We start from the raw sequence: 14868 nt of genomic DNA, 5'->3' as shown, positions 1-14868 counted from the left end.
TCTTCACCCTGCCTGCACGACAGCGGCTGAGCCACTTGGGAACCGGGGCCTGCCCGGCGGGTTCCTCACACCCCCCGGGTCAGGACGCGCTCCAACGTGCTCAGTGCCGAGACGAGTTCCTCGCCCGTGATCGTCAGCGGTGGGGCCAGCCGGACGGTCGAGCCGTGGGTGTCCTTGGCCAGGACGCCCTCCCGCATCAGACGCTCGCTCACCTCGCGGCCCGTGCCGAGCGCCGGGTCGATGTCGACGCCCGCCCACAGCCCCCGCGCCCGGAACCCGACGACTCCCTTGCCGACCAGCCCGGTCAGACCGTCCCGCAGGACGACGCCCAGTTCGGCCGCCCGGCGCTGGAACTCGCCGGTCTCCAGCAGCTTCACCACCGCCGTGCCGACCGCCGCGGCCAGCGGATTGCCGCCGAACGTCGACCCGTGCTCGCCCGGCCGCAGCACCGACAGCACCTCACGCCGCGCCACCACCGCCGACACCGGCACGATCCCGCCGCCGAGCGCCTTGCCCAGCAGCAGGACGTCCGGGACGACACCCTCGTGCTCCACGGCCAGCGTCCGCCCGGTGCGCCCGAGCCCGGACTGGATCTCGTCCGCGACGAAGAGACAGTCGGCCCGCCTGGTCAGTTCCCGCACCCCGGCCAGATAGCCGTCGTCGGGGATGACGACGCCCGCCTCGCCCTGGATCGGCTCGATCAGCACCGCCGCCGTGGTCTCGTCGACGGCCCGCTCCAGCGCGGCCAGGTCGTTGTACGGGACGATCCGGAACCCCGGTGTGAACGGGCCGAAGCCCGCCCGGGCCGTCTCGTCCGTGGAGAAGCTCACGATCGTCGTCGTACGGCCGTGGAAGTTGTCGGCGGCGACCACGATCGTGGCCCGGTCGGCCGGGACGCCCTTCACCTCGTAGGCCCATTTGCGGGCCACCTTGATGCCGGACTCGACCGCCTCCGCGCCCGTGTTCATCGGCAGGACCATGTCCAGGCCGGTCAACTCCGCGAGCCGCTCGGCGAACTCGGCGAGCCGGTCGTTGTGGAAGGCGCGGGAGGTGAGTGTGAGGCGGTCCAGCTGGCGGTGGGCCGCCTCGATCAACGCAGGGTGCCGGTGACCGAAGTTGAGGGCCGAGTAGCCGGCCAGCATGTCGAGGTAGCGGCGGCCCTCGACGTCCTGCACCCACGAGCCCTCGGCGCTCGCGACGACCACGGGCAGCGGATGGTAGTTGTGCGCGAGGACGGGCTCCTCGGCGCGGATCAGCTCGGCGGAGGTACGCCCGGGGGCGGCACCGGAGGACGGCGCGGGGACTACGGGTGCGCTCATGAACGGATCTCCTGTGTGCAGCACTTGATGCCACCGCCGGCCTTCAGGAACTCCGAGAGGTCGACGGGGACGGGGACATAGCCGCGCTCGGCGAGCCGGGAGGCGAGCGCCTCGGCCCGGGGGGCGATGAAGACATGACGGCCGTCGGAGACCGAGTTCAGGCCCAGTGCCATGGCGTCGTCGCGGGTGGCGAGCACCGCGTCCGGATACAGCCGGGCCAGCACCTCGCGGCTGCCGGCCGAGAACGCCTCCGGGTAGTACGCGATGTTTCCGTCGTGCCCGCCATCGAGGACGAACAACGCCGTGTCCAGGTGATAGAAGTGCGGGTCCACCAGCGTCAGGCTGATCACCGGGTGACCGAAGAACTCCTGCACCTCCCGGTGCGCCTCCCGGGTCGTGCGGAATCCGGTGCCGGCCAGCACGTACCGGCCCGTCCACACCAGGTCTCCCTCGCCCTCGCAGACGGACTCGGGGCGGTGGACGTCGAAGCCTGCCGCCTTGAACCAGGTGTCGTAGTGGACGGACTCGGGCCGCCGCTCCGGCGCGTGGAAGAGGGCCCCGAAGACACGGCCCGCCACGACCACCGCCGAGTTCGCGGCGAAGACCATGTCGGGGAGGCCGGGTGCCGGCTCCACGACGTCCACGGTGTGGCCGTGGGCACGATAGGCGCTGATCAGCGTCTGCCACTGGGCCTGGGCCAGGTCGACGTCGACGGGGGTGTCGGGACGCATCCAGGGGTTGATCGCGTACCGCACGGCGAAGTGTCTGGGTTCACAGACGAGGAAGCGCCGGGGGCGCTGCACGCGGTGGTCGGTCACACTCTCGGGCACAGAGGGTTCCTCCGCTTTTCCTGCGGTGTCTACAGAGGGTTGACACCAAGGTAGGAACTGACCCGGACGCACGACAAGGAACAAGCATTGCGTGTCTGCGCAGGAATGCTGCGTGGTGTGGCTGGCCGACGCAGGTTCGCTGCGTCTTCGCAGGTTTATTCGGGAGTTCAGTCGGGTGCGTGCTGGGTCGCGCCCGCCTCCGGGCTCTCCGGCAGCAGATGGGACAGCACCATGACGCTGATCGTCTTCCGGATGAACGGCTCGGCCCGGATGCGCTCCAGCACGTTCTCGAAGTGCTCCACGTCCCGCGCCCGTACATGCAGCAGCGCGTCAGCCCCACCCGTCACCGTCATCGCCGCGGTGATCTCCGGGTGGTTGCGCACCACCTCCGTGAGACGCCTCGGCGGGGCGGCCCCCTCGCAGTACACCTCCACGTACGCCTCCGTGCGCCAGCCCAGCGCCGACGGCTGCACGGTCGCCGTGAACCCGGTGATCACCCCGGTGTCCCGCAGCCGGTCGACCCGGCGCTTGACCGCCGTCGAGGACAGGCCGATCGCCGTGCCGATCTCGGCGAAGCTCGTCCTGGCGTTCGCCATCAGAGCGGTGATGATCTTCCGGTCGAGATCGTCGAAAGGGGCGGGCGTGCTGTTCATGCGGGCACTGTATCCAGCGCGTACGTCCACACCCCGGTACATGTCCAGCGGTGCGGATCGCCCCTACACTCCACGTTCATGCTGCGCGCCCTCGCCGTCGACGACGAACGCCCCTCGCTGGAGGAGCTGCTGTACCTGCTCGCCGCCGACCCCCGGATCGGCAGTGTGGAGGGCGCAGGCGACGCGACCGAGGCGCTGCGCCGCATCAACCGCGCCCTGGAGTCCGGCCCCGAAGGCCCCGAGGCCATCGACGTCGTCTTCCTCGACATCCAGATGCCCGGCCTCGACGGCCTCGACCTGGCCCGCCTGCTCACCGGCTTCGCGCGGCCGCCGCTGGTCGTCTTCGTCACCGCCCACGAGGACTTCGCCGTCCAGGCCTTCGACCTCAAGGCCGTCGACTACGTCCTCAAACCCGTCCGCAAGGAACGCCTCGCCGAGGCCGTGCGCCGGGCCGCCGAACTGCGCGGCGCCGCCCCACGCATCCCCGTGCACGAGCCCGACCCGGACCACATACCCGTCGAGCTCGGCGGCATCACCCGCTTCGTCGCCGTCGACGACATCACCCACGTCGAGGCCCAGGGCGACTACGCCCGACTGCACACCGACCGCGGCAGCCACCTCGTCCGCATCCCCCTCTCCACCCTGGAGGAGCGCTGGCGCGCCCGCGGATTCGTCCGCATCCACCGCCGCCACCTCGTCGCCCTGCGCCACATAGGCGAACTCCGCCTGGACGCGGGCACGGTGAGCGTCCTGGTCGGCGGCGAGGAACTCCAGGTCAGCCGCCGCCACGCCCGCGAACTGCGGGACCTGCTGATGAGGAGGACGTAGCCGTGCCCAACCAGGACCCCGTCGAGCGGCGCGTGGTCGTCACCGGCCCGCCGCGCCGCACCCTCCGTGCCTCCGGCTACTACCGCCCGCGCACCGAGATCGACGAGCAGACCACCCTCGGCCACACCTACGTCCGCTCCCTCATGCGCTCCCAACTCCGCGCCGCGCTCACGGTGTTCGCCGTCCTCATGCTCCTCGTCGGCCCGCTGCCCCTCCTCTTCGCGGCGATGCCCCACGCCCACCGCCTGGAGTGGGCGGTCCTCGGCTTCTGTCTCTACGCCCCGCTCGTCCTGCTCGCCCGCTGGTACGTGCACCGCGCCGAACGCAACGAGCGGGACCTCGTCCGGCTGGTCGAGGACAAGTGAAGGCCGCGCAGCGATGAACTCGACGTTCGCCGTCCCCGCCGTCGCCCTGGTCGTCGTCGCCACCGTCCTCGTCGGCGCCTTCGGGCTGCGCATCTCCCGGACCACCTCCGACTTCTACGTCGCCTCCCGTACCGTCGGCCCCCGCCTCAACGCGGCCGCCATCAGCGGCGAGTACCTCTCCGCCGCCTCCTTCCTCGGCATCGCGGGGCTGGTCCTCGTCCAGGGCCCGGACATGCTCTGGTACCCGGTCGGCTACACCGCCGGCTACCTGGTCCTGCTGCTCTTCGTCGCCGCCCCGCTGCGCCGCTCCGGCGCCTACACGCTGCCCGACTTCGCCGAGGCCCGCCTCGCCTCCCAGGGGGTCAGACGGCTCGCCGGCGCCTTCGTCGTCGGCGTGGGCTGGCTCTACCTGCTGCCTCAACTCCAGGGCGCGGGACTGACGCTGACCGTCCTCACCGGCGCCCCCGACTCGCTCGGCGGGCTGATCGTCGCCGTCGTCGTCACCGCGACCGTCGCCGCGGGCGGCATGCGCAGCATCACCTTCGTGCAGGCCTTCCAGTACTGGCTCAAGCTCACCGCCCTCCTCGTCCCCGCGCTCTTCCTGATCCTCGCCTGGCAGGGCGACGGCGCACCCCGCAGCGCCTTCGACGAACCGGGCACCTTCCGCGACCAGCGGGTCGTCCGCGTCGACGCCACCCTCGACCTCAAGCTGGACCGCCCCCTCACCGTGACGGTGGACGGCACGGTCGACGGCCACCCGCACGAGCGCGCCGTACTTCACCTCCCCACCGGCACCCACCACATCGAGCGGGGCACCCGCCTCACCTTCGCCGCCGGCACCGCCGTCCCCACCGCCGAACGCGGAAGCAACGGAGGCATGTCCACCTCCCTGGCCGCCGGCCGCGAGGAACGCCCCCTGTACGCGACGTACGGCCTGATCCTCGCGACCTTCCTCGGCACCATGGGCCTGCCGCACGTCGTCGTCCGCTTCTACACCAGCCCGCACGGAGTCGCCGCCCGCCGCACCACGGTCGCCGTCCTCGCCCTGATCGGCGCCTTCTACCTCCTGCCGCCCGTCTACGGTGCCCTGGGCCGCCTCTACACCCCCGAACTCGCCCTCAGCGGCGACGCCGACGCGGCCGTCCTGCTGCTGCCCGACCGGGTGATCGGCGGCCTCGGCGGCGACCTGCTGGGCGCACTGGTCGCCGGAGGCGCCTTCGCGGCGTTCCTGTCCACGGCATCCGGGCTGACGATGGCCGTGGCGGGCGTGCTCGCGCAGGACGTCCTGCCGACCCGCGGCGTACGGCACTTCCGCCTCGGTACCGGGCTCGCCATGGCCGTACCGCTCGCCGCGAGCCTGCTGGTGGGCGGGCTGCCGGTGGCCGACGCGGTCGGGCTGGCCTTCGCGGTGTCGGCGTCCTCCTTCTGCCCGCTCCTCGTCCTCGGCATCTGGTGGCGCCGGCTGACCCCGCCCGGCGCGGCCGCCGGGATGCTGGTGGGAGGCGGGTCGGCGTTCGTCGCCGTCGCCGCGACCATGGCCGGCTTCCCCGGCACGGGCGGCCTGCACGCGCTGCTCGCCTGGCCCGCCCTGTGGTCCGTACCGCTCGGCTTCCTCACCATGATCCTGGTGTCCCTGGCCACCCCGGGCCGCGTCCCGGCCGGCACGGCGGCGATCCTGGCCCGCTTCCATCTACCGGAGGAACTGCGCACGGAGGAACTGAGGGCGGCGGAGGCGAAGGCATGAGCGGCTTCCTGGCGGGCGTCTGCATCGCGATCCTCCCCTTCCTCGCCTCGGGCTTCTGGCTGGGCCGCCGCACCGCCCGCCCGGAGAACCTGGGCGGACTGGGCACCCCCGTCGAGCACGCAACCTTCCAGACCCTGCACACCGCCTCCCTCGCCGCACCCCCGCTCCGGGCGGGCCTCACGGAGGAGACGGCGCGCAGATCGGCCCGCACACTGCGCACCCTGCTCGGCACGGACGCCCTGTGCCTGACCGACGAGAAGGAGGTGCTGGCCTGGGACGGAGTCGGCTCACATCACCGCGCCGAGATCATGGAGCGGCTCACCGGTCCCCTGGAGAGCGGCCGGGGCGAGGCGTTCCGCCTGACCTGCGAGCAGGCCGACTGTCCCGTCCGCTGGGCGGTTGTCGCCCCGCTCACCGTCGACGACCGGGTGCACGGCGCCCTGGTGGCCTGCGCGCCCCGCGAGTCCGCCGTCCTGGTCCGGGCGGCCGGCGAGGTGGCCCGCTGGGTGAGCGTCCAACTGGAGCTGGCGGACCTCGACCAGTCCCGGACCAAGCTGATCGAGGCCGAGATCAAGGCCCTGCGCGCCCAGATCTCCCCGCACTTCATCTTCAACTCCCTCGCGGTGATCGCGAGTTTCGTCCGCACCGACCCCGAGCGCGCCCGCGAACTGCTCCTGGAGTTCGCCGACTTCACCCGCTACTCGTTCCGCAGGCACGGCGACTTCACCACCCTCGCCGACGAACTCCACGCCATCGACCACTACCTGGCCCTGGTCCGGGCCCGCTTCGGCGACCGCCTCGCGGTCACCCTCCAGATAGCCCCCGAGGTCCTCCCGGTGGCCCTGCCCTTCCTCTGTCTCCAGCCGCTCGTGGAGAACGCCGTCAAGCACGGACTGGAGGGCAAGGCCGGCACATGCCACATCCAGATCACCGCGCAGGACGCCGGCGCCGAGGCCCTGGTCGTCATCGAGGACGACGGCGCCGGCATGGACCCGGTCGCGCTGCGCCGCATCCTGGCCGGCGAGGTGAGCCCGTCCGGCGGCATCGGCCTGTCCAACGTCGACGACCGGCTCCGCCAGGTCTACGGCGACGACCACGGCCTGGTCATCGAGACCGCCCTCGGAGCGGGCATGAAGATCACCGCCCGGCTCCCGAAGTACCAGCCGGGCGTGCACTCGGCGGCCCGGCTCACCCCCGAGTGATCAGCCGGTCTTCGTCACGATCATGGCGAGCGTGATCAGCCCGAGCACGACCCAGCCGAACCACAGCCAGCCGTTGCTGCCGAGCGCCACCGTGTAGGCGGTCACCACGACGAGCCCGCCGACGGTGAGCACCCCCATGGTCTTCGTGGAACTGTCCGTGGTACCGGCCATCGCGACACCCTCCTCAGGGCCGCCCTGGGCAGGGCGTGTCCCCCTCCATGGTGCCGGGTTCAGCGCCCGCGTGCGTCGAGTGACGCAAGATAGGCGTTGTACGCCTCCAGCTCCTGGTCCCCGTCGCGGTCGGCGGCCCGGTCCTTGCGCCTGGCCTGCCGCTGCTCGGAGCCGTACCACTGGAACAGCAGGGCGATCAGTACCAGCACGGACGGGACCTCGCTGAACGCCCAGGCGATGCCGCCGGCCGCGTTCTGGTCGGAGAGCGCGTCGATGCCGAGCGAGGCGGTCGGGTTCTCGAACGTCTCGACCATCGGCTGCGACGCCATCATCAACGCGATGCCGAAGAACGCGTGGAACGGCATGCCCGCGAACAGCTCCAGCATCCGCATCAGATAACCGGGCCGGTTCGGACCCGGATCGACACCGATGATCGGCCAGAAGAACACCACACCGACGGCGAGGAAGTGCACCATCATCGCGAGGTGCCCGGCCCTGGAGCCCATCAGGAAGTCGAACAGCGGCGTGAAGTACAGCGCGTAGAGACTCGCGATGAACATCGGAATGGTGAACGCGGGATGCGTGATGATCCGCATGTAGCGGCTGTGCAGCAGCATCAGCAGCAGCTCACGCGGCCCCTTGCGACCCCGGCCGGCGGCCGGCAGGGCGCGCAGCGCCAGCGTCATGGGGGCGCCGAGCAGGATCAGGATCGGCGACAGCATGCTGATCACCATGTGCTGCACCATGTGCACGCTGAACATGACCATCCCGTAGTCGTTCAGCCGGGTACACATCACCAGCCCGATGGTCAGCACCCCGACGACGAACGAGACGGTCCGCCCTACCGGCCAGGCGTCCCCGCGCCGCAGCAGCCGCAGGACCCCCCAGCCGTACAGTCCGAGCCCCACCAGACAGGCGACGAGGAAGAAGGGGTCCGCCGACCACTGAAGACCCCGCCCCAGCGTGAACGGCGGCAGATCCATGGTCATGCCGTGCCCGCTGTGATCCATCCGCCGGCTCCTGATTCGTGGGGGGTTGTACGTTTCCTGCCGCCCACAAGAGTAGAGAAGGCCCCGGCGGCCTCCGGCACCGGGGGCCGCCGGGGGGTCCCGCTCCGCACCGCCCGCGCCCCTTTCACCCGGGCGGTCCCGACTCGGAAGCGTTCACCGCGGGGAGGCTTGTGCCATGTCTGTCATCTTCTTCGACATCGGGGCGACCCTGGCGGATCCCCACACGGAACCCGACGGCTCGCTGACACTGCGGCCCCTGCCGCGTGTCCTCGCCGCGCTCGATGCCCTGAGCGAGGTACGCAAGGGCATCATCTCCAACCCCGGTGCGGCCGAGGCCGCCGTGGCGCGGGCGCTGGCGGAGGCGTTTCCGGGCCGTTTCACGGACGCGGCCCTGGTGCACTGGGGAGTGAAGGACAGCCGCGGGATCTTCGACCGGGCGGTCGCCGGCACCGGGGGAGCGGCGGCCGAGGACTGTGTCTTCGTGGGCGAGGACGCCCAGGAGCGCGGCTTCGCACGGGAGGCGGGGATGCGTACCGCGGCCCACCCGGTGTTCGCCCTCGCGGCGACGGAGAACCGTCCCGTGCTCCGGGCGCGGATCGAGTTGCGGGACGGCGGGGACCTGCCCTCGTTGACCGCGGCCATGGACGAGACCGAGGCCGTTCCCGCCGAGGTCGTCTCCGAGCGGCTTGTGCTCGCCATGCTGACCGCGCGGGGTGTCGAAACGCTGGAGCGCGCCGGTTTCACCGTGGACGTACGGGGGCCGGCGGAGGACATGGTGGCCTCCCCGGTTCGGCACGGCCCGACAACGGAATAAAGTGCGTCATATGGGTGCACATCACGATGAAAGTCCGAAGGGTGTCGGCGAGGCCGGACAGAGCGGTGAGCGCGATGCCGTGGAGCACGATTTCGTGGAGCGTGATGACGCCGAGCGCCGGGCGATCGAGAAGTTCATCAGCGACCTGCTGGCGCGCGGCGAGGCCGTCTTCGAGGGCGAGGAGCCGACCCCTCGGACGACTCATGTGATCAAGCGCGCGGACGACGGACGGCTCTCCGTCCGTCGTCTGCGCTTTCTGCACTGACCGCTGACGCCTCGGGTCACCGGCTTCTCAGTCGAAGCACCGCCGGACCAGGGCAAGGCCCTCGCCGGTCGCGCTCCGCGAGATCTCGTGGGTCTTGAGCCGGGAGGGGTTGTCGTCGACGAACGCCGTGGCGGAGCGGTGCTCCTCGGGCACGTCGACCCGGCCGCGGCGGAAGAGGTCCTCGAGGAACGACGTGGCGACCCGCTCGGGGTCGGCGGGCCGCAGTGAGCCGCCGGCGGGGTCGGAGCCCGCGATGCCGAAGCGTCGCTCCTGTGCCGGGGCGGAGAGGGTGAGGGGCTGGGTGACGCCGTACGTCGCTCCCTGGACCGTCACGGCTGTCAGACCCTGATCGTCGCCACCGCCGGGCGCCATCTCGGCGATCGCGGCGTTCCGGCGTGTCACCTCCGGCTCGGTGAGGGACGTGGCGGCCTCCAGGGAGAGGATGCCGTGCCGGATGAACGCCGAGCGCAGGGACTGACCGTACCTGCCGCCGTTGCGGCTCTGGTCCGCGGCGATCATGTGACCCGCGACCTGCGCGTAGTAGGCGGACACCACGGGCGCGGCCACGACGGCGTCCACCAGGAGCTGTCCCGCGATCTCTGCCGACAGGGCCAGACCGGCCTGGTCCTGGAGGTCCTGCTGCCGGAAGATCCCGGCGACGATCTTCAGGAACGCGCCGCTGAACACCCGGGAGAAGTAGTGCGGCTCGCTGGAGAGCGTGTTCGCGGGGCCGATCGGCGGCAGCAGCACCGGGTCGCGGTAGAAGAAGCTGTTCGCCATGTTGCGCAGGCAGTCCGGCTCGACCCTCTCCGGATGGCTCTGGCGGATCGCCCAGCCCAGCTGCTCGGCCATCCTCGAGACCCGCGAGGACAGTTCGAGGTCGCCCTGGGTCTCGGCCAGTACGGCGATCCGCAGCGACTCCAGCCGAAGCGAGCTCAGCAGGGCGCTGATGTCGCCGAACGCCTCGTGCAGGGCGGACACCTCCGCGCTCGCCGCGTTGAACAGCTGAGGGCGCAGGGCGTCGAGGACCGCGTGCCCCGTTTCGTGCTCGACGATCTCGCTGCTCTCGCACGTGGCGACGGCGACGCCCGCCACCGTGCGGCGGAAGAACCACACCCCTCTACGGTCGTAGCGAGCGTTGAGGCCGTCTCCCGCGTCGAGGTGCGCGGTCAGGGCGCGTCCGACCTGCGGATGCCACTGCGTCCCGGTCGGGACCAGCGGACCCCAGGTCTGGCCGGTCCTGCTGAGCGCGTCCGCCGCCACCCAGTAGCGGAAGGCCTCGGTACCGGGCCCGGCACCGTCCGGCTGCGGCGCGTTGCCCGCGATGGCCGTCGGGAAGGGCTGTGTGTCGAGCTGCGGTACGGGATGCGGTACGGGCGTGTTGACCTGCGGAAAAAATCCGGGGTCGCCCTCGTACACCAGAACCGTCGGGATCGTGACTTGCTGTTGCTGCACCGTCATGGTGGCTCCCTGAGAGGGGGAGAGATGGGGGGGAGGGCACGACGGGGACCCTCTTGACCAGGGGTCCCTCGTGTTCAGCCCTCGTGTTCAGTACGAGGTCCCAGGAGCCGGGTGTCAATTGGAACAGAAGCGGGCGGGGACGCCCGAGGTGGCCCGCGCCCAGTGAGCACGGACCACCGAAGCGGTGACGGGTCGGCGGCCAGTCAGGTGACGGTGAGCGCGTCGGACGGTTACAGCACGCACTCGGCTTCCGCGTACCGCTCCTCCGGAACGGTCTTCAGCGTCTCGACCGCCTCCGCCAGGGGCACCATCACGATGTCGGTGCCCCGAAGAGCGGTCATCTTGGCGAACTCGCCCCGGTGCACGGCCTCCACCGCGTGCCACCCGAACCGCGTGGCGAGCACCCGGTCGTACGCGGTCGGCGTGCCACCCCGCTGCACATGCCCGAGGATGACCGGCCGCGCTTCCTTCCCGAGCCGCGACTCCAGCTCGATCGACAACTGCCGGGCGATCCCCGCGAACCGCTCATGCCCGTAGATGTCCTTGGCGCCCTCGTCGAAGGCCATGCTCCCGGGCGCGGGCTTGGCCCCCTCCGCGGCGACGACGATCGCGAACCGCTTGCCCGCCTCGAACCGCTCGCCGACCCTGCGGGCCAGCTCCTCGATGTCGAAGGGCCGTTCCGGTACGACGATGGCGTGGGCGCCGGCGGCCATGCCGGAGTGCAGCGCTATCCAGCCGGTGTGCCGCCCCATGACCTCGACGACCAGCACCCGCTGATGGGACTCGGCGGTGGTCTTCAGCCGGTCGAGGGCCTCGGTGGCCACGCCGACGGCTGTGTCGAACCCGAAGGTGACGTCGGTGACGGCGATGTCGTTGTCGATGGTCTTCGGCACGCCCACGATGGGCAGGCCGCTGTCCGACATCAGCCGGGCCGCCTTGAGCGTGCCCTCACCGCCGATCGGGATGATCGCGTCGAGACCGAGCTCCGCGACATGGCCGCGGGCCCGCTCCACACCGTCTCGCAGGTGCGAGGGCTGGACCCGGGAGGAGCCGAGGATCGTGCCGCCGCGAGCGAGGATGCCGCCCACCGCGTCGAGGTCGAGCTTGAGGTAGTCGCACTCCAGGAGGCCCTTCCAGCCGTCCCGGAAGCCGATGACCTCGTCGCCGTGGTCGGCGACGGCACGGTGCACGACGGACCGGATGACGGCGTTCAGGCCGGGGCAGTCGCCGCCGGACGTGAGGACACCAATGCGCATAGCCCGAACAACCTTCTCCACGTGGGCCGGGTCCGGACCACACTGTCCGGCTCGAATCCCCGCCACCCTAGCGGCAGGAGGGGGCGGGGCCGTAGCACGCGTCCGCCTGCTGGACGTGCCTGCTCACCTGTGCGGACGCGCCGTCAGACGGGCTGCTGACGGCGCACTGAAAATCAGGTGAACGTCCAGATCAGGCGGGCTGCTGCGCAGCCGTGATGCGCTCGTTGCGAAGGGCCTCGTACCAGCGGTCGTCGATCGGCGGCAGCGCGTTCACGTCGAGCGCCAGCTTCAGCAGCAGGTCCGCGATCAGCGGGTTGCGCGCCAGCACCGGGCCGTGCATGTACGTACCGAACACGGTGTCGTTGTACGCGCCCTCCGTACCGTCGCCGGTGCCGTTGCCCCTGCCGAGCTGAACCCGGGCCAGGGGGCGGGCGGTCGGGCCGAGGTGGGTGATGCCCTGGTGGTTCTCGAAGCCGGTCAGCGGCGGCAGACCGAGCCGCGGGTCGATGTCCCCGAGGACGTCGCCGACGCACCGCTCGCCCTCGCCGCGCGTCGTCGTCACGTCCAGCAGGCCCAGACCGGGCTCGCGCTGCCCGAGGTCGTTGACGAACTCGTGGCCCAGGATCTGGTAGCCGGCGCAGACCGCGAACACGATCGCGCCGTTGTTCACCGCCTGGTACAGGTGTGCGTCCCGGCGCAGCCGCTCCGCAGCGAGCCGCTGCGGCCGGTCCTCGCCGCCACCGATGAGGTAGATGTCGCCGGAGGTCGGGATCGGCTGGTCGCTGCGCACGTCGAGCCGCGCCACGTCGAGCCCGCGCTGCCGCGCCCGGCGCTCGACGACGAGGGCGTTGCCCTGGTCGCCGTAGGTGCTCAGCAGGTCCGGGTAGATCCACACCAGTCGCAGTTGGTTGTCGCTCATGGAGTCGTCCTTCGGGGTCAGTTGCCGACGCGGCGGCGCAGGTCCTGGAACGCGGTGTAGTTCGCGATGACCTCGATCCGGCCCGGCGGCGCCGACTGCACGGCCTGGTCGAGGTTCTCGCACACCTGGAAGTGCTGGTTCGCGACCTCGAGACGCACCGCGAGGTCCAGCTTGCGGTCACCGACGACGAAGATCGGGTGGCCGGTCAGCCGCGTGTAGTCGACGTCCCACAGCCAGGAGGTGTCGGTGCCGTCGGCGCCGCGCGCGTTCACCGAGAGGATGACCGGGGTCGGCGGCGGATCGATCAGGCTGAACGTCTCGAGCCAGCCCGCCGGGTTCTTCGCGAGCAGCAGCCGCAGGTCACGACCCTGGAACTGGACGACGTCGTAACGCCCGGCGACGGCCTGCACCTGATACATCCGCTCCAGCGCCACCTGCGGCGGCACCCCGAAGACGGCGGCCACGGCGGCCGAGGAGGCGGCGTTGGCCTTGTTGGCGCGCCCCGGCAGCTGGAGGTGGATCGGCCAGGCGGACCCGTGCGGATCGAGCACATGGTCCCCGGACAGCGCCCAGCTCGGCGTGGGCCGCCGGAACCCGCACTCACCGCAGAACCAGTCGTCGCCCGGCCGCTGCATGACGCCACCGCAGGACGGGCACGACCAGGCGTCGTCCTTCCACATCTGACCGGCCGCGACCCAGATCACGTTGGGGGAGGAGGAGGCCGCCCACACCACCAGCGGGTCGTCGGCGTTCGCGACGACGACGGCCTTGGAACCGGCAAGCCCCTCACGCCAGTTCTCCGCGAGCATGCGGGTCTCGGCGGCGCGGTCCAGCTGGTCGCGGGAGAGGTTGAGCAGCGCGATGCACTTGGGGGCGGTGTCCCGGGCCACGCCCGCGAGGTACTTCTCGTCGACCTCGATCACGCCGTAGCGGGCGTCGGAGCCGCCCGCGAGGGCCGAGGTGATGCCGGCCGGCATGTTGGCGCCGAGCGCGTTGGACACGACCGGCCCGGCCGCACGCAGCGCCTCGGCGATCAGCCGTGTGGTGGTGGTCTTGCCGTTGGTCGCCGACACGAGGACGACGTCCAGGTTCTGGGCGAGCCGGGCGAGGAGGTCGGGGTCGAGTTTGAGCGCCACCCGGCCGCCGATCACCGAACCGCTGCCGCGCCCCGCAGCGCGCGATGCCGCCGCGACCGCCTTGCCCGCGGTCACGGCGATCTTGGCCCGCGGCGTGAGCGGGTCCGAGTTGCCTGCCATCAGTTCTCGATCCTCCTTGCGTACGCGCCGCGCCTCTGCCGTACGGCAACGTGGTAGGTGGTCAGCCTATCGAGATCCATTCGCACTCCCGAATCCCGGGACCGCGTCACGACCGTGGACGGCATGCGCGTGTCAGAAAGGACCGTACCCTTGCCGCCATGCGACACGGCTCCATCCCGGGCGCCCACGGGCGCGTCCGGCCCCTCACCCTGCTCGGCGACCCTGTCCTGCACGCCCGTTGCGAGGACGTCACCGACTTCGGCCCCGAACTCGCCCGCCTCGTCGAGGACATGTTCGCCACGATGTACGCGGCCCGGGGAGTGGGCCTCGCCGCCAACCAGGTCGGCGAGCCGCTGCGGGTCTTCGTCTACGACTGCCCCGACGACGAGGACGTCCGCCACCTGGGCCACATCGTGAACCCGAGACTGGTCGAGGCGGACGGCATCGAGCTGCGGGGCCCGGAGGGCTGCCTGTCCCTGCCGGGCCTGGAGGCCGGAACGGAACGCTACGACCACGCGGTGGTCGAGGGTTTCACGGTGACGGGCGAGCCGATCACCGTGCACGGCACGGGATTCTTTGCCAGATGCTTGCAGCACGAGGCCGACCATCTGGAGGGGACGGTCTACGCGGACCGAGTGAGGGGCTGGCGCAAGGCGAGGCTGATGCGCCAAGCAGCCCGCACTTCCTGGTCCCGGGGGAGTGGTCCTGCCTGAAGGGGCGCGGGGCCGTGTCGGTGTGCGGCTCCGCCGCGGTGGCGCGACCGGCCGCAGCGAAC

General features: G+C 71.3%; 16 protein-coding genes. 7 read left to right on the top strand and 9 right to left on the bottom strand.

Features of this window, described 5'->3' with window-relative positions:
- Positions 1-65 precede the first annotated feature (65 nt).
- From rocD to OG289_RS07850, 3 genes are all read right to left on the bottom strand, one after another.
- Complete coding sequence (gene rocD / locus OG289_RS07860; protein WP_327313282.1) at positions 66-1319, bottom strand: ornithine--oxo-acid transaminase; 1254 nt, start codon at positions 1317-1319, stop codon at positions 66-68.
- A complete protein-coding gene (ddaH, locus tag OG289_RS07855) occupies positions 1316-2137 on the bottom strand; it encodes a dimethylargininase (protein ID WP_327320615.1) in 822 nt (273 codons plus the stop codon). Before ddaH ends, rocD begins: the two co-directional genes overlap by 4 nt.
- A 179-nt stretch (positions 2138-2316) precedes the next feature.
- Positions 2317-2802 carry an Lrp/AsnC family transcriptional regulator gene (locus tag OG289_RS07850; protein WP_327313281.1) on the bottom strand — a complete coding sequence of 162 codons (486 nt, stop codon included), beginning with the start codon at positions 2800-2802 and terminating at the stop codon, positions 2317-2319.
- A gap of 78 nt (positions 2803-2880) precedes the next feature.
- Between OG289_RS07850 and OG289_RS07845 the strand changes: the two genes are divergently transcribed.
- The 4 genes from OG289_RS07845 to OG289_RS07830 are packed head-to-tail and all read left to right on the top strand — an operon-like array spanning position 2881 to position 6941.
- Positions 2881-3630, top strand: coding sequence for a LytR/AlgR family response regulator transcription factor (locus tag OG289_RS07845; protein WP_327313280.1), 750 nt, complete (start codon positions 2881-2883; stop codon positions 3628-3630).
- Between the two features lie 2 nt (positions 3631-3632).
- Positions 3633-3995, top strand: a complete 363-nt coding sequence (locus OG289_RS07840) for a hypothetical protein (protein WP_327313279.1) — start codon at positions 3633-3635, stop codon at positions 3993-3995.
- 13 nt (positions 3996-4008) lie between these two features.
- A complete protein-coding gene (locus OG289_RS07835) occupies positions 4009-5739 on the top strand; it encodes a sodium/solute symporter (protein WP_327313278.1) in 1731 nt (576 codons plus the stop codon).
- Positions 5736-6941, top strand: coding sequence for a sensor histidine kinase (locus tag OG289_RS07830; RefSeq protein ID WP_327313277.1), 1206 nt, complete (start codon positions 5736-5738; stop codon positions 6939-6941). The genes OG289_RS07835 and OG289_RS07830 overlap by 4 nt, the downstream gene beginning before the upstream one ends.
- Here OG289_RS07830 and OG289_RS07825 read toward each other — a convergent pair whose 3' ends face one another.
- Positions 6942-7112 (bottom strand): hypothetical protein, encoded by a 171-nt coding sequence (locus OG289_RS07825; RefSeq protein ID WP_327313276.1) that lies wholly within the window; start codon positions 7110-7112, stop codon positions 6942-6944.
- Between the two features lie 59 nt (positions 7113-7171).
- Entirely contained in the window at positions 7172-8122 is a 951-nt protein-coding gene (locus OG289_RS07820) for a cytochrome c oxidase assembly protein (protein ID WP_327313275.1), read from the bottom strand.
- Positions 8123-8297: 175 nt separating this feature from the next.
- Between OG289_RS07820 and OG289_RS07815 the strand changes: the two genes are divergently transcribed.
- Positions 8298-8936: an HAD family hydrolase gene (locus OG289_RS07815; RefSeq protein ID WP_327313274.1), complete on the top strand. Its 639-nt coding sequence runs from the start codon at positions 8298-8300 to the stop codon at positions 8934-8936.
- A 10-nt stretch (positions 8937-8946) separates the two neighbouring features.
- The gene (locus OG289_RS07810; RefSeq protein ID WP_327313273.1) at positions 8947-9201 is read left to right on the top strand and encodes a hypothetical protein; all 255 of its coding nucleotides are present in this window, start codon (positions 8947-8949) and stop codon (positions 9199-9201) included.
- A 27-nt stretch (positions 9202-9228) separates the two neighbouring features.
- On the opposite strand, the gene OG289_RS07805 is transcribed toward OG289_RS07810, so the two are convergent.
- The 4 genes from OG289_RS07805 to OG289_RS07790 form a co-directional block, all read right to left on the bottom strand.
- Positions 9229-10662, bottom strand: coding sequence for a hypothetical protein (locus OG289_RS07805; protein WP_327313272.1), 1434 nt, complete (start codon positions 10660-10662; stop codon positions 9229-9231).
- A 230-nt stretch (positions 10663-10892) separates the two neighbouring features.
- Positions 10893-11918 carry a 6-phosphofructokinase gene (locus tag OG289_RS07800; protein ID WP_327313271.1) on the bottom strand — a complete coding sequence of 342 codons (1026 nt, stop codon included), beginning with the start codon at positions 11916-11918 and terminating at the stop codon, positions 10893-10895.
- Between the two features lie 190 nt (positions 11919-12108).
- A complete protein-coding gene (locus OG289_RS07795; protein ID WP_327313270.1) occupies positions 12109-12837 on the bottom strand; it encodes a type 1 glutamine amidotransferase in 729 nt (242 codons plus the stop codon).
- 17 nt (positions 12838-12854) lie between these two features.
- On the bottom strand, positions 12855-14093 hold the full coding sequence (locus OG289_RS07790; protein WP_327313269.1) for a MurT ligase domain-containing protein: 1239 nt from the start codon (positions 14091-14093) through the stop codon (positions 12855-12857).
- A 158-nt stretch (positions 14094-14251) separates the two neighbouring features.
- Here OG289_RS07790 and def point away from each other — a divergent pair, with 158 nt between their 5' ends.
- Positions 14252-14806, top strand: a complete 555-nt coding sequence (gene def / locus OG289_RS07785) for a peptide deformylase (protein ID WP_327313268.1) — start codon at positions 14252-14254, stop codon at positions 14804-14806.
- The last annotated feature ends 62 nt before the right edge of the window (positions 14807-14868 follow it).

The organism is Streptomyces sp. NBC_01235, assembly GCF_035989285.1.
Lineage (GTDB): Bacteria > Actinomycetota > Actinomycetes > Streptomycetales > Streptomycetaceae > Streptomyces.
This window is presented reverse-complemented; position numbering and strand designations above follow the sequence as displayed.

Coding starts and splice junctions, on each gene's coding strand:
- OG289_RS07845 (WP_327313280.1), top strand. CDS start 2,881: ATGCTGCGCGCCCTCGCCGTCGACGACGAACGCCCCTCGCTGGAGGAG.
- OG289_RS07800 (WP_327313271.1), bottom strand. CDS start 11,918: ATGCGCATTGGTGTCCTCACGTCCGGCGGCGACTGCCCCGGCCTGAAC.
- OG289_RS07815 (WP_327313274.1), top strand. CDS start 8,298: ATGTCTGTCATCTTCTTCGACATCGGGGCGACCCTGGCGGATCCCCAC.
- rocD (WP_327313282.1), bottom strand. CDS start 1,319: ATGAGCGCACCCGTAGTCCCCGCGCCGTCCTCCGGTGCCGCCCCCGGG.
- def (WP_327313268.1), top strand. CDS start 14,252: ATGCGACACGGCTCCATCCCGGGCGCCCACGGGCGCGTCCGGCCCCTC.
- OG289_RS07850 (WP_327313281.1), bottom strand. CDS start 2,802: ATGAACAGCACGCCCGCCCCTTTCGACGATCTCGACCGGAAGATCATC.
- OG289_RS07790 (WP_327313269.1), bottom strand. CDS start 14,093: ATGGCAGGCAACTCGGACCCGCTCACGCCGCGGGCCAAGATCGCCGTG.
- OG289_RS07835 (WP_327313278.1), top strand. CDS start 4,009: ATGAACTCGACGTTCGCCGTCCCCGCCGTCGCCCTGGTCGTCGTCGCC.
- OG289_RS07805 (WP_327313272.1), bottom strand. CDS start 10,662: ATGACGGTGCAGCAACAGCAAGTCACGATCCCGACGGTTCTGGTGTAC.
- OG289_RS07810 (WP_327313273.1), top strand. CDS start 8,947: ATGGGTGCACATCACGATGAAAGTCCGAAGGGTGTCGGCGAGGCCGGA.
- OG289_RS07830 (WP_327313277.1), top strand. CDS start 5,736: ATGAGCGGCTTCCTGGCGGGCGTCTGCATCGCGATCCTCCCCTTCCTC.
- OG289_RS07795 (WP_327313270.1), bottom strand. CDS start 12,837: ATGAGCGACAACCAACTGCGACTGGTGTGGATCTACCCGGACCTGCTG.
- OG289_RS07825 (WP_327313276.1), bottom strand. CDS start 7,112: ATGGCCGGTACCACGGACAGTTCCACGAAGACCATGGGGGTGCTCACC.
- OG289_RS07820 (WP_327313275.1), bottom strand. CDS start 8,122: ATGGATCACAGCGGGCACGGCATGACCATGGATCTGCCGCCGTTCACG.